This window comes from Mesorhizobium sp. LSJC280B00 (assembly GCF_000502835.1).
Classification (GTDB): domain Bacteria; phylum Pseudomonadota; class Alphaproteobacteria; order Rhizobiales; family Rhizobiaceae; genus Mesorhizobium.
Window position 1 is genome coordinate 37078 of record NZ_AYVL01000014.1, and the last position, 12887, is coordinate 49964.

Here is a 12887-nt window from a genome sequence, read left to right on the forward strand (position 1 = left end):
GAAGCCTATCAGGAGATCGGCCATGCCTGCTGCGTTGACGGCAACGCCCGCCGCTTCCGGCGATATGCAGCTTGTCGGCCGCGCGCTGGCACGTGATGGCGATGCATTCCGCACCATCATCAAGACGCACAACCAAAGGCTCTACCGCATCGCCCGAGGCGTCGTGCGTAACGACAGCGAGGCCGAGGACATCGTCCAGGAGGCCTATGTCAGCGCCTTTGCCCATCTCGAGGCCTTTCGCGGCGATGCCTCGCTCGCGACGTGGCTATCGCGTATCGTCATCAACGAAGCGCTCGGTCGCTTGCGCAAAAGGCGGCGAATGGTAGCGATGCCTGAAAACCCGCAAGCCGAAATCATCCGGTTTCCCCTCAACCCGAGCGACGATCCGGAGCGGACGATGGCGCAACGGCAGATCCTTGAGCTTGTCGAACGGGCAACCGACAGTCTTCCCGATGTCTACCGGATGGTGTTCGTGGCGCGCGTCATCGAGGGATTGAGCATCGAGGAGACCGCCGAACTGCTTGGCGTGCGGCCAGAAACCATCAAGACCAGGCTGCACCGCGCCCGCGCGCTGGTGCGCAAGGCGCTGGACGACCAGATCGGCCCGGTGCTGCTCGACGCCTTTCCCTTCGCGGGCCGGCGCTGCGAACGGCTGACCAATGCCGTGATGCAGCGGCTTGGTCTTTCCGGATAGGCCGCGCCGATTTTCGCGGGAACGTTTGGCGGCGACCTGCATCCAATGAGCATCACTGAAAACGAAGCCCGATGCAGTTCCGCGTCGGGGCGAAGGAGAGCATCATGTTTATTCGATCGACCACGGCACTGGCCGCAGTTTTCCTGCTTAGCGCAGCGCCCTTGTCGCAAGCTGCCGACAAACCGACCGATCCGCAGATCGCACATATCGCCTACACAGCGGGCGTGCTTGACGTCGAGGCGGCCAAGCAGGCGCTGAAGAAATCGAAGAACAAGGAGGTCGTGGATTTCGCCAAGGACATGGTGCGAGATCACGAGGCGGTCAACAAACAGGCTCTCGACCTGGTCAAGAAGCTCAAGGTCACGCCTGAGGACAACCCCACCAGCAAGGCGCTGACCAAGGCGGCGGCCGAGGAACGTGCCAAGCTTGCCAAGCTCAAGGGCGCGGCGTTCGACAAGGCCTATGTCGCCAGCGAAGTGGCCTACCACAAGCAGGTCAATGGCGCGCTCGAAACACTGCTGATTCCGTCGGCCAGCAATGCCGAGTTGAAGAGCCTGCTGGAAACCGGCCTGAAAATATTCCAGGGTCACGAACAGCACGCCGAACACGTCGCCGGCATGCTGAAGTGAGGATTGGGCCGATGATGTCGAGGCGGAATCTAGGGGTTGCGCTGGCACTGGCCATGGGTGCCGCGCCGGCCAAGGCCGACACCATCGAGGTGACGATCGAGAAGCTTGTGTTTTCGCCGGCAAAGATCGAGGCGAAGGTCGGCGACACGATCAGGTGGGTGAACAAGGACGTGTTCGCCCACACGGCAACCGTCAACGGCGCCTGGGAAGTGATGATCTCGCCGAAGAAGGCGGCGAGCCTGACGGTGAAGAAGGCGGAATCGGTCGATTATTTCTGCCGCTTCCATCCCAACATGAGAGGCCATCTGACGGTGACATCGCCCTGACTGGCTGATGCATGTCGCGCAAAAGTGTGCAGCGGTTTTGCGATAACGACATGCATAAACAAGAGCCCAATACGCGTCGCATGACGCCGGTCTAATGCGACGCGCTTTTAGGCTGCCAGCCATGCCGTCCCTACAAGAAGCGTGACCAGCGTCAACGGCAGGCCGACCTTGAAGAAGGCGATGAAGCCCAGCGGTTTGCCAGAGACCCGCGCGTGCTCGGCAACGATCAGATTGGCGACCGAGCCGAGCAGCGTGAAATTGCCGGCCAGCGTCGAGCTCATGGCGACGACTAGCCAGGCCCGCTCGGGATCTTCCAGTCCGGGCACGAACGGCTTCAGCGCCAGCACGGCCGGGACATTGCTCATGATGTTGGATAGCACTGCGGTGAAACCGGACAGCCGCCAGATATCATTCAGCCCGAGGTCCTTTGCCGAAGCGACGATGTCGGGCGTAAGCAGCGTCTTCTCCGCTCCGGCGACGACGATGAACAGCCCGGCAAACATGAACAGCAGCGGCCCATCGATCTCGCGATAGATGCGCTCAGGTTTGATGGCGCGGGTCAAAAGAAGAATGGCGCCGCCGATCAGCGCTGCCTTGGCGACTGGAACGCCGGCGAAGAAGGCGATCGCCAAACCGACACAGACGACCACCGCCTTCACCACCTGCCCCGGCAGCATGCGGCCGCGATAGACTTCGGGGCTGAGCTCGGCCTTGCGCGAAAATTCGGCGCGGTAGACGATGCGGATGATGACGATGACGGCGACGAGGCCGAACGCCGCGACCGGCGCCAGCGCCGCCGAGAAGGCCGGATAGGAAATCCCCGACAGCGCGCCGATGACCATGTTCTGCGGATTGCCGGTGATGGTGGCGACGCTGCCGCAATTCGAGGCCGTGGCGGTGGCGATCAGATAGGGAACCGGGTTGCGGTTGATGACACGGGTGACATGGACGACGATCGGCGCCATCACCAGGCAGATGGCGTCGTTGACCAGGAACGCCGACAGAACGCCGGTCAACAGCGTCACCATCACCAGCAGCATGAACGGCGCATGCGCATGCTCGATGGCGAACCCGCCGAGCGCGCGAAAGGCGCCCGACACTTTCAGATGCGCCACGACGATCATCATGCCGAGCAGAAGCGTGATGGTGTCGAAGCTGATGGCGCGGTAGGCGTCCTCCATGTCGAGCGCGCCGATGGCGATCATCGCCGCACCGCCGAGCAGCGCGATCCCTGCCCGGTCGAGGCGCAGCCCGGGTATCCTGCCGATTGCAACGCCGGCATAGGTCAGGACAAGGATCAGCAGTGCCGCCGCGCCCATCGCTGTCATGTGTTGGAAAATCCTGTGCGACTGGCGAGTGAACCTGTCCGGAATGGACCCTGAAAATATTGGCGATCCCGACAGGATTCGAACCTGTGACCATCGGCTTAGAAGGCCGGTGCTCTATCCAGCTGAGCTACGGGACCGCTGGCCGGCCGCACGACCGGCTGATTTGTTCTTGGCGCCGGCACGGGCCGGCATGGCCGTCAATGCGTCCAGGGCGTCCTGCGGTCATAGCGGAAATTCTCCGCATAGGAAATCTGGCGGCGCTTGATTTCCTTCGGCTCCTCGACGCGAAAAGCCAGCCCTTCCTTCTCGGCATAGGCCACCGCCTCTTCCCTGGTGTCGAAGGTCAACCTGATCTGGCTTCGCATGTCGCCGGACGTGGTGTAGCCCATCAGCGGATCGATCTTCTTGCGCTGCTCCGGATCGAATTCCAGCACCCAATAGCCGGTCTTGGCCTTGCCGGACTGCATCGCGGTTTTGGCTGGGCTGAAAATGCGAGCTGACATGACCACCTCATTGCTGGTTGCAAGCACACGACCCCGAGACCACATTACTGTTCTCTGGCCATGCACTAGCCCGTCATTACTGCGCAATGCCGCCGGCAGCAAGGCCGATGGCTTTTTACGCTTGCTTTGGCGGGCTGAAATCACTAGGCAACAGACCGTTCGGAGTGTAGCGCAGCCTGGTAGCGCATCTGGTTTGGGACCAGAGGGTCGGGAGTTCGAATCTCTCCACTCCGACCATTCATCAAGCAAATCTCGTCGGCAGGGCAAGCGGATCACGCTCGAGTGTGTCTCCCGTCGCCGGTCATGTTTAAGCGACGGACGGACAGCACGAGCCCGGGCTGCCCGTCCGATATGCAAGCCGTCAGCCCTGGATGAAGGCCAGCAGATCCGGATTGATGATCTCCGGATGGGTGGTGCACATGCCGTGCGGAAGGCCCTTGTAGACCTTGAGCGTGCCGTGCTTCACCAGCTTGGCCGCAAGCAGCGCGGAATCGGCGATCGGTACGATCTGGTCGTCGTCGCCATGCATGATCAGGACGGGAACCTCGATCTTCTTGAGGTCGTCGGTGAAATCGGTCTCCGAGAACGCCTTGATGCAGTCGTAATGGGCCTTGGCTCCGCCCATCATGCCCTGGCGCCACCAATTGTCGACGGCGCCTTGCGAGACCTTGGCGCCCTCGCGGTTGAAGCCATAGAACGGGCCGGCCGGCACGTCCCTGTAGAACTGGGCGCGGTTAGCGACCAGGGCGGCACGAAAACCGTCGAAGACTTCGATCGGCAAGCCGCCGGGATTGCTGTCGGTCTTGACCATAATCGGCGGCACGGCGCCGATCAGCACCGCCTTGGCAACACGGCCGCCGCCGCCATAAAGCGCGACGTAACGCGCCACCTCGCCGCCACCGGTCGAATGGCCGATGTGGATCGCATCCCTGAGATCGAGATGCGCCGCCAGCGCCGCAACATCGGCGGCGTAGGTGTCCATCTCATTGCCAGTCGCGGTCTGCGACGAGCGGCCGTGGCCGCGGCGGTCATGTGCGATGACGCGGTAGCCCTTTTCGAGGAAGAACAGCATCTGGTTGTCCCAGTCGTCTGAGCTCAGCGGCCAGCCGTGATGGAAAACGATCGGCTGGCCCTTGCCCCAATCCTTGTAGAAAATCTCGGTGCCGTCATGGGTGGTGAATGTGCTCATCGTTCTACTCCTTGATGGAAAAGTCGGGGGGTAACAGGGAAGCTTTTAGCCCCCTTCAGCTGGACAAATTATAACAGTGCGGTCAGGGTGAGCATTGGCAAAACGGACATTCAACGTGGCAAAACTGACAAATGACGGCTGCGCGTGATCTGATCGAAATCGGCCTTGTCTTGTATCCCGGCGTGCAGGAAGCAGCCGTGCTCGGCCTGACCGATCTTTTCATGCTGGCAAACCGGCTGGCTGTCGAGCGGTCGCCCGAGGCGGCGAGGCTTCGCGTCAGTCATTGGCAATTGGAGGACGCGGGCCACACCGTAGTCCGCACCTTCGACAGCGACCCCGGCGCCGACAATGAACCAGCCATGGTTATCCTCCCGCCGACCTTGGGAGATCCGATCGCTCGGGAAGCAGCCGCGCCCTATGCCGGCTGGCTCAGGGATCGCCACACGGCAGGCGCGACGCTCGGTTCGGTCTGTGCCGGCGCTTTCGTGCTTGCCGAGACCGGCCTGTTGTCCGGTCGCGCCGCGACGACGCACTGGGCCTATCGCGACGCGCTGGCGCTACGCTTTCCAGACATCCTGCTCGACGCCGACAGGCTGGTTATCGATGATGGCGATATCATCACCGCCGGCGGCTACATGGCCTGGACCGATCTCGGCCTGAAGCTGGTGGACAGGGTGCTCGGGTCAGCCGTGATGATGGACACGGCGCGTTTCATGCTGATCGACCCGCCGGGCCGCGAGCAACGTTTTTACAGTCCGTTTGCGCCGCGGCTGACCCACGGCGACGAAGCGATTCTCAAGGTGCAGCACTGGCTGCAGGCGAACGGCGCGCGCGATGTGACGCTTGGCGCCATGGCCGATCACGCCGGGCTGGAGGAGCGGACTTTTCTGCGCAGGTTCCGCAACGCCACCGGCCTCAAGCCGACCGAATATTGCCAGCACCTGCGCGTCGGCAAGGCGCGCGAGATGCTGGAAACCACGATGCGGTCGATCGACCAGATCGCCTGGGAGGTCGGCTATGACGATCCCGGCTCCTTCCGCAAGGTATTCGCCAGGATAACCGGCCTGGTGCCCGGCGACTATCGCAAGCGCTTTGGCACGGAACGAGCGGTGATTGCAGGCGGAGAGAGCTGAGGCCAGCCGCGCAATGGCGCTATCGATTCGATGCTGCCAAAGGCAAGCTCGCCGGGCGAGAACCCCAACCACCCATCTCCCGGCGAGCCTACTACCTGATTTGATACGCAATCAGGACCGGGATTAGCCGGCAAGCTCTTTGCTGCAAGACAGATGCCAGCTTTTGTTCCCGAAATGGGACAGTGGCGGAACTGGAATCGTCAAATCTCGAACTCGCCCTGCCCTTCGTCCATGGCGCTGACGGTCTCGGCGGCGAGCGCGCGGGTGATCGGCGTCTTGCGCTCGAGCGCGGTGCGGTCGAGCCGTTCGACCACGCGCATGGCAGTGGCCAGCGAGCGCTCGATGCGGCGCACCAGATATTGCACGACATGCGGCTCGACCTCGACCTGGCGGTCGGCGAACAGCTTTGTGATGACGCCGGCCAGCAGAAGATCGTCGGGTTCGTGGATCTCGACGGTCGCCGCCGCCTTCAGCCGCGACGCCAGGTCGGGCAGCCTGACGCCCCAGGCGGACGGGAAGCGCCGCGCCGTCAACAGCAAGCTCGAGCCGGCGCCGCGCACCGCGTTGATCAGGTGGAAGAGGCCGTGCTCATCGATCGGTTCGGCATCGATATCGTCGATCAGGGCCGGATGCGGGCCGAGGTTTTCGATGCAGTCGCCGATGCGGCCGGCCTCCACTTTCACGGCGTCGGCGCGGGTCCGCCAAATCGAGGCCAGATGGGTTTTCCCCGAGCCGGCCGGCCCGGCCAGCACAACGACCGGCGACGGCCAGTCCGGCCAGCGGTCGACAAGCGCCGCCGCCTGGCTGTTGGTGCTGGAGACGACGAGCTCGTCGCGCGAATAGCCGGTGCCGTGGCCTAGATCGAGCGGCAATTGACGCGGCGGATCGATCTTGTCCGGCATCTGGCTCAACCGCGCGCGCCCCCGCGGCGCCGCACCTGCAGCGGCGGCACCGGCTCGTCGGCATGGCCCTTGTAGAGCGGCGATTCCAGATAGCGGGCGATGGCGAAACGCACCAGAACGGCAACGGCGGCGGAAGCCGGCACGGCAATCAGCAGGCCGACGAAGCCGAACAGCGCGCCGAAGGCAAACAGCGCAAACATCAGCCATACCGGATGCAGGCCAACGCTTTTGCCGACCAGCCTGGGCTGCAGGATGTTGCCCTCGATGAACTGGCCGACGAAGAACACACCGGCCACCGCCGCGATCATGGTCCAGTCTGGCCAGAACTGGACGAAGGCGACGCCGACGGCCAGCACCAGGCCGGTCAGCGAGCCGACATAGGGGATGAAGGAGATCAGCCCGGCGAACAGACCGATGAGGATGCCGAAATTCAGGCCCGTCAGTGTCAGGCCGGTGGCGTACATGGCGCCGAGCACCAGGCACAGCGTGCCCTGTCCGCGCACGAAGCCGGCGGTTGCCGTGTTGATGTCCCTGGCGATCGTCCTGACGGTCTTGACGTAATCGCGCGGCACCCAGCTGTCGACGATTGCCACCATGCGGTCCCAGTCGAGCAGCATGTAGAAGGCGACGACCGGCGTTACCACGAACAGGCTGACGACCGAGACCAGCGCCACGCCGGAGCTCCAGATCGAGGTGAAGACGGTGGTCAGGAGGCCGAAGCCGGAGGTCAGCAGCGAGTTCAGGCCTTCGCGCAGCCCGTTGGCGTCGACGCCGAATTTTTCTTCCAGCCATTTCGGGTCGAAGCTGGTGATCAGGCCCTGCAGCCGGGTCAGATAGTCCGGCAGCTTGCTGGCGAAATCAGCCATCTGCGAGGCGAGCACCGGAACCAGGATGACGACGGCCAGCACCAGGACGACGATGAAGGCGATCAGGATGACCACCGTTGCCATCAGCCTGGACAGGCCGAGCCGCTCCAGCCGGTCGGCCACAGGATCGAGGAAATAGGCGAGCACCATGCCGGCGACGAACGGCAGAAGGATGCCGCTGAAGACATAGAGGAAGACGGCGAGGATGATGGCGCTGACCAGCCAGAAGCGGATCTGCCGGCGAAACGACGCCGATGCCGCAGCCTCCGCTGCCGCGGCTTCGGCCTCGGCGTCGATGGACCGTTCGTCAGGTGCCCGGTGGTCAGGTGCCCCGCGTTCAGGTGCCGGGTGTGGAGCCTTCGCCATAGCCGCTCATATGCCTCAGCCAAGCCACGAGATAGGCCGCGGCCGAAGCCACGGTCAAGACCCCGGACAGCAATATGAGGGCCGGCCTCAGCGGATCGAGACGGATGTCGAAGGCGAGTTCGCCCAACACCACTGCCGCCAGCACGATCTGGATCGCGGTGTTGGCCTTCGACACCAGGAGCGGCTTCATCTCGACGGGATGCGCCATGACGGTGGACAAAAGCACGGCGCAGACGATCAGTGCGTCGCGCGACACCATGGTAACGACCAGCCACAGCGGCAGTTCGCCGCTGAAGCCCAGGACCACGAAAACCGAGACCAGCAGCAGCTTGTCGGCCATCGGATCGAGATAGGCGCCGAGCCTGGAAAACTGGTTGAAATGGCGGGCGATGAAGCCGTCGACGCCGTCGGAAATGCCGGCAATGAGGAAGCCGGCAAACGCCCAGTCCCAGCGTTCCTGCAGCATGGCCAGCACCACGGCCGGCACCAGCACGAAGCGCATGATCGTGATCATGTTGGGGATGGTCAAACGCATATCCCGTCGCTCTTGTTTGTCGATACATGATGGAGATGGACGGTTACGGCAAGTGAGAAGCGACACCGAAGCTGCCAATCTCCCCACGAGGGCGCCAGCAATGAAATAGTTCAAGACCAATGTCGATTTCGGGGAAACTCATTCGTCTCACGATAGGAAGCCGAAGAATTCGCCCAGGCAAGGAAACGGACGCGATGACAATCACTATCACAGCATTTGAACGATCGCCCGATGGCGGCAAGGGACTGGCGCGTGATACGCGCGTTCGCTGGGCGCTCGAAGAAGTGGGGCAGCCGTATGAGGTTCGTCTTGTTTCCTTCGCAGAGATGAAGGCGCCTGAACATCTGGCCATCCATCCCTTCGGCCAGATCCCCACCTATGAGGAAGGTTCTCTCTCGCTGTTCGAGACCGGCTCGATCGTCTTTCATCTTGCTGAGCAGCATGCGGGATTGCTGCCGAAGGATCGCAATGCCCGCGCGCGTGCGATCACGTGGATGTTTGCCGCACTTAACACCGTCGAACCGCCGATCCTCGAATTAACGACGGCAAGAATATTCGAACGTGACAAGCCTTGGAGCGAGGAGCGCTTGCCGTTGGTAAAGGACCGTGTTCGCGCTCGGCTGGACAAACTCTCGGCCCACTTGGGCGTCGCCGACTGGCTCGATGATACGTTCAGCGCCGGCGATTTATTGATGGTATCGGTGCTGCTGCGACTAAGAATGTCAGGCATTTTGGACGAATATCAAAACTTGGCTGCCTATGTAGCGCGCGGGGAAGCTCGGCCGGCTTATATCCGGGCTTTCGCCGCGCAATTTGCAATCAACGCAGGGGGCGTGAAGAATAGCCAGCGTTGAACTAACCAAATGGAAGCGAGCCCGAAGCGCGCTATCCTTTGGCCGTTAGGAAACAAGGCGCAGTGGATGGACTAATAGGCCGTTAGCAAGGCACGATGCGCAACAGAGAGGGAGTGGAACCTTGTCTTTGGCCGTTGGCGAAGCGCGTAAGTATCTCGATACGTTCATGACGGGACATGGCTTTCGCCGCACCCGGAAAGGCGTCTTCGAAGTCGACCGGAGCGACGATATCAGCCTGATTCTCGAAGAGGCCTTTACTGCAAGCCATGGCGATGTTCATGTGAACATGCTCGTTTACCTGGACTTTCTTACCGTCAGGCCGTTGCTTGAAAGGCTGTACGGCAAAAAATGGATCTGGCCCGGACTGTCGCAGTTTCATCCTGAAACGATATTTAACAATGAGCTGAAAGCTTATGCTCGTTACTTCGAGCACCTTGACCAGACGAGCATAGATAGGTTGCTGGGGAAATATGTCGAGCTGGCGCGACGGATCAGGGCTCAGAACCCGGACCTCGCCAGTTACGTCGCCGGACATAGCGAGTTGCTCGACAAACCTTACGAATTCACACAGCCCTTCGCAGTTCGAATCCTCGCGCTGATTGCCTGCGAAATCGAACTTGGGCACTACGAGCGGGTGAAGCAGGCTGTGCACTGGATTCGAACGAACAATGGCGGAATAGCGCTGAGCGGCTACGCCAAGGCACAACTCGACCGCGTCGACATGGTTCTGGCGGAACGAGAGGGGCGTCCATAAGGGGGGCAGCTTGGGCGACTGTCCACTCCTTTGTCGAGCCAAGACCGTCTGATCCCGCCGTCATCCTTGCGAGGTGCGGCCGTTCATGCGAAGAGCCCGTGAAGCGACAGCCTATTTCCCCACTGCTGAATGACGATGGCGCAGAGAATCACAATCGCTTGGCGAGTAACGCTTTGTTATCTGGCCGGACTGACGGAAAGTCTTTTGGTCTTCGCATTTTTCGGAGCCTCGCACCGCAACGTGGCAGCGCAGGATCTTCTTTCGACCTTCGCTCTTTATCTGGCCGTAGGCGTGGTCGTCTCTTGGCCCCTCTGGCTGACCGCCGCTGTCGTCGCGTTCGTTTTCTCAAGGTCAGTCGCTGCAAATCCAGGTCTGTGGACTGCCGCGGCGGCTTTGATCGCCGCCGGCTTCTCGTATGGGACCCTGCCCTTCGACGGTGAGATCAGGTCTCTTGCCACCGTCGGAGGCCTCGCCGCAATTCTGGCAGGGATTTCTTTTTACTGTTGGAGTGTATCACGCCCGGTTCCGCCGTTATCCAACTGAAACACCATCATCGCGCGCTTGCCTTGCGGGGCAAAACCGTTCATGCGAAGAGCCCGCACGCGAGTGAAAACAGCGACAGGCAAGCGCAACAGATGAGCAGGCGCCGGAAATGAGCAAGCGCAAGAACGGGCTCACCTATGCCGAAGCGGGCGTCGACATCGATGCCGGCAACCTCATGGTCGAGAAGATCAAGCCGCTGGTGCGCGCCACCCGCCGGCCGGGCGCCGATGGCGAGATCGGCGGCTTCGGCGGCCTGTTCGACCTCAAGGCAGCCGGCTTCACCGATCCGGTGCTGGTCGCCGCCAATGACGGCGTCGGCACCAAGCTGAAGATCGCCATCGACGCCGGCAAGCATGACACGATTGGCATCGACCTCGTCGCCATGTGCGTCAACGACATCGTCGTGCAGGGCGCCGAGCCGCTGTTCTTCCTCGACTATTTCGCCACCGGCAAGCTCGATCCCGACCAGGGTGCTTCGATCGTCGGCGGCATCGCCGAGGGCTGCCGGCAGGCCGGTTGCGCGCTGATCGGCGGCGAGACGGCGGAAATGCCCGGCATGTATCACGACAAGGATTATGACCTTGCCGGCTTTGCCGTCGGTGCCGCCGAACGCGGCCAGCTGCTGCCGACCGACGACATCGTCGAAGGCGACGTGCTGCTCGGCCTCGCCTCGTCGGGCCTGCATTCGAACGGCTTTTCGCTGGTCCGCCGCATCGTCGCCGTAAGCGGCCTTGGCTGGGGCGATCCGGCGCCGTTCAATGACGAGGCGACGCTGGCGGAGGCGCTGCTCGAGCCGACGCGCATCTACGTCAAGTCGATCCTCAAGGCGATCCGCAACACACATGGCATCAAGGCGCTGGCCCATATCACTGGCGGCGGCTTTCCCGAAAATATCCCGCGCGTTCTGCCCAAGGATTTTTCGGCCGAGCTCGATCTCGGCGCCATCGAGGTGCCGCCGGTGTTCTCGTGGCTGGCCAAGACCGGCGGCGTCGCGCCGGAAGAGATGATGCGCACCTTCAATTGCGGCATCGGCATGATCCTGGTCGTCGCCTCCGGCCAGGCGGCGCAGGTCGCTGCCGTTCTGCAGGAGGCCGGCGAGACGGTGACGCCGATCGGCCAGATCGTGCCGCGCCGCGATGCCGGCGTCATCTATCGGGGCTCGATTGGCCTATGACCAGGAAACGGACGGTCGTACTGATCTCGGGGCGCGGCTCCAACATGACGGCGCTGGTTGCGGCGGCGAGCAACCCGGCCTATCCGGCCGAGATCGTCGGCGTCATCTCCGACCGCGCCAATGCCGCCGGCCTTGGCATCGCCGCGGCGCGCGGCATCGCCACCAGAGTGATTTCGCGCTCCGACTATGCCAGCAAGCAAGCGCATGACGAGGCGATCGATGCGGCCCTCTTGTCGTTCGGCGCCCAGATCGTCGCGCTGGCCGGCTATATGCGCATCCTCGGCGCGCGCTTCGTCGAGAAGTGGCAGGGCCGCATGATCAATATCCACCCTGCCCTGCTGCCTGCCTTCAAGGGGCTGGATACGCATGCGCGGGCCCTCCGCGCAGGCATGCGCATCCATGGCTGCACGGTGCATTTCGTCACGCTCGACATGGATGACGGGCCGATCATCGCCCAGGCCGCCGTGCCGGTGATGGTTGGCGACAATGAGGATACGCTGGCCGCGCGCGTGCTCAAGGCCGAGCACCAACTTTATCCGCTGGCGTTGGGCCTTGTCGCCGAAGGCAAGGCGCGAATGGAAGGCGGCCGCACGGTGTTTTCGCGCTTCGCCGACGATGCCGACAACGCCACGTCAGTGGTGATCGCGCCCGACCCGCTGCGCGAAGAGACCGATCTCGAGCATCTGGCACGGATCACGCCGTAAGGGTCCGCGGAAACGGCCAATTAATCGCCGGGGAATGACAGAATAGATCAATGGACGTTTTCGACAGCGCGATCCGGACAAAGCGTGATCTCGCCGGCGTCTTCGAGTACGACGAGGCGGGCGATCCGAAAAGTGCCACGGCATATTTTTATCTCTGTCGGATCGAGGACGGACGAGTAGGTCCCGTCGTCGGTGCAATTCACGTTCGATCGGGCGATTGGGCCATCACTGAAGCAGACATTTTGGTCAGATGGGATAAAGATGAACGGCGTGTAGGCCTGTTCATCTTTGGTGCACTTTGGGCGAGTTTTGATACCGTCACAGGTGCAAGACATGGCGGCGGATATGGGAAAGACTTTCAGCCCGACATCCCTTGGACTTGAGTTG

General features: G+C 62.3%; 16 protein-coding genes and 2 tRNA genes. 11 read left to right on the forward strand and 7 right to left on the reverse strand.

Annotation, left to right across the window (positions count from 1 at the left end; translation table 11 throughout):
* The first annotated feature begins 22 nt into the window (after positions 1 to 22).
* The 3 genes from X773_RS58465 (at position 23) to X773_RS58475 (ending at position 1649) form a co-directional block, all read left to right on the forward strand.
* On the forward strand, positions 23 to 694 hold the full coding sequence (locus tag X773_RS58465; protein ID WP_023677637.1) for an RNA polymerase sigma factor: 672 nt from the start codon (positions 23 to 25) through the stop codon (positions 692 to 694).
* A 104-nt stretch (positions 695 to 798) separates the two neighbouring features.
* Positions 799 to 1323 (forward strand): DUF4142 domain-containing protein, encoded by a 525-nt coding sequence (locus X773_RS58470; RefSeq protein WP_023677638.1) that lies wholly within the window; start codon positions 799 to 801, stop codon positions 1321 to 1323.
* 14 nt (positions 1324 to 1337) lie between these two features.
* On the forward strand, positions 1338 to 1649 hold the full coding sequence (locus X773_RS58475) for a cupredoxin family copper-binding protein (protein ID WP_023677639.1): 312 nt from the start codon (positions 1338 to 1340) through the stop codon (positions 1647 to 1649).
* A gap of 107 nt (positions 1650 to 1756) precedes the next feature.
* On the opposite strand, the gene X773_RS58480 is transcribed toward X773_RS58475, so the two are convergent.
* The 3 genes from X773_RS58480 to X773_RS58490 all read right to left on the reverse strand — a co-directional run bounded on the left by X773_RS58480 (position 1757) and on the right by X773_RS58490 (position 3480).
* Positions 1757 to 2977, reverse strand: a complete 1221-nt coding sequence (locus X773_RS58480) for an anion transporter (protein WP_023677640.1) — start codon at positions 2975 to 2977, stop codon at positions 1757 to 1759.
* Positions 2978 to 3037: 60 nt separating this feature from the next.
* Positions 3038 to 3114, reverse strand: a tRNA-Arg gene (locus X773_RS58485).
* A gap of 60 nt (positions 3115 to 3174) precedes the next feature.
* Positions 3175 to 3480 carry an ETC complex I subunit gene (locus X773_RS58490; RefSeq protein ID WP_023677641.1) on the reverse strand — a complete coding sequence of 102 codons (306 nt, stop codon included), beginning with the start codon at positions 3478 to 3480 and terminating at the stop codon, positions 3175 to 3177.
* 160 nt (positions 3481 to 3640) lie between these two features.
* Between X773_RS58490 and X773_RS58495 the strand changes: the two genes are divergently transcribed.
* A tRNA-Pro gene (locus X773_RS58495) sits at positions 3641 to 3717 on the forward strand.
* 124 nt (positions 3718 to 3841) lie between these two features.
* On the opposite strand, the gene X773_RS58500 is transcribed toward X773_RS58495, so the two are convergent.
* Positions 3842 to 4669, reverse strand: a complete 828-nt coding sequence (locus X773_RS58500) for an alpha/beta hydrolase (RefSeq protein ID WP_023677642.1) — start codon at positions 4667 to 4669, stop codon at positions 3842 to 3844.
* Between the two features lie 131 nt (positions 4670 to 4800).
* Between X773_RS58500 and X773_RS58505 the strand changes: the two genes are divergently transcribed.
* Positions 4801 to 5802 (forward strand): GlxA family transcriptional regulator, encoded by a 1002-nt coding sequence (locus tag X773_RS58505; protein ID WP_023677643.1) that lies wholly within the window; start codon positions 4801 to 4803, stop codon positions 5800 to 5802.
* Positions 5803 to 6002: 200 nt separating this feature from the next.
* Here X773_RS58505 and hdaA read toward each other — a convergent pair whose 3' ends face one another.
* From hdaA to X773_RS58515, 3 genes are read right to left on the reverse strand one after another with little or no spacing between them, the layout of a single operon-like run.
* Positions 6003 to 6704 carry a DnaA regulatory inactivator HdaA gene (gene hdaA, locus X773_RS58510; protein ID WP_023677644.1) on the reverse strand — a complete coding sequence of 234 codons (702 nt, stop codon included), beginning with the start codon at positions 6702 to 6704 and terminating at the stop codon, positions 6003 to 6005.
* A 5-nt stretch (positions 6705 to 6709) separates the two neighbouring features.
* Positions 6710 to 7936, reverse strand: a complete 1227-nt coding sequence (locus tag X773_RS0138160; RefSeq protein ID WP_031212006.1) for an AI-2E family transporter — start codon at positions 7934 to 7936, stop codon at positions 6710 to 6712.
* Positions 7908 to 8465, reverse strand: coding sequence for a CDP-alcohol phosphatidyltransferase family protein (locus X773_RS58515; protein WP_023677645.1), 558 nt, complete (start codon positions 8463 to 8465; stop codon positions 7908 to 7910). The genes X773_RS0138160 and X773_RS58515 overlap by 29 nt, the downstream gene beginning before the upstream one ends.
* Positions 8466 to 8665: 200 nt before the next feature.
* Here X773_RS58515 and X773_RS58520 point away from each other — a divergent pair, with 200 nt between their 5' ends.
* The 6 genes from X773_RS58520 to X773_RS58545 all read left to right on the forward strand — a co-directional run bounded on the left by X773_RS58520 (position 8666) and on the right by X773_RS58545 (position 12883).
* Positions 8666 to 9325, forward strand: a complete 660-nt coding sequence (locus X773_RS58520; RefSeq protein WP_023677646.1) for a glutathione S-transferase family protein — start codon at positions 8666 to 8668, stop codon at positions 9323 to 9325.
* Between the two features lie 121 nt (positions 9326 to 9446).
* Positions 9447 to 10079, forward strand: coding sequence for a hypothetical protein (locus tag X773_RS58525; protein ID WP_156937367.1), 633 nt, complete (start codon positions 9447 to 9449; stop codon positions 10077 to 10079).
* A 135-nt stretch (positions 10080 to 10214) separates the two neighbouring features.
* Positions 10215 to 10622 carry a hypothetical protein gene (locus X773_RS58530; RefSeq protein WP_156937368.1) on the forward strand — a complete coding sequence of 136 codons (408 nt, stop codon included), beginning with the start codon at positions 10215 to 10217 and terminating at the stop codon, positions 10620 to 10622.
* A gap of 109 nt (positions 10623 to 10731) precedes the next feature.
* Positions 10732 to 11796 carry a phosphoribosylformylglycinamidine cyclo-ligase gene (gene purM / locus X773_RS58535; RefSeq protein ID WP_023677649.1) on the forward strand — a complete coding sequence of 355 codons (1065 nt, stop codon included), beginning with the start codon at positions 10732 to 10734 and terminating at the stop codon, positions 11794 to 11796.
* Entirely contained in the window at positions 11793 to 12500 is a 708-nt protein-coding gene (gene purN / locus X773_RS58540) for a phosphoribosylglycinamide formyltransferase (RefSeq protein ID WP_023677650.1), read from the forward strand. Before purM ends, purN begins: the two co-directional genes overlap by 4 nt.
* A gap of 50 nt (positions 12501 to 12550) precedes the next feature.
* The gene (locus X773_RS58545; protein ID WP_023677651.1) at positions 12551 to 12883 is read left to right on the forward strand and encodes a hypothetical protein; all 333 of its coding nucleotides are present in this window, start codon (positions 12551 to 12553) and stop codon (positions 12881 to 12883) included.
* The last annotated feature ends 4 nt before the right edge of the window (positions 12884 to 12887 follow it).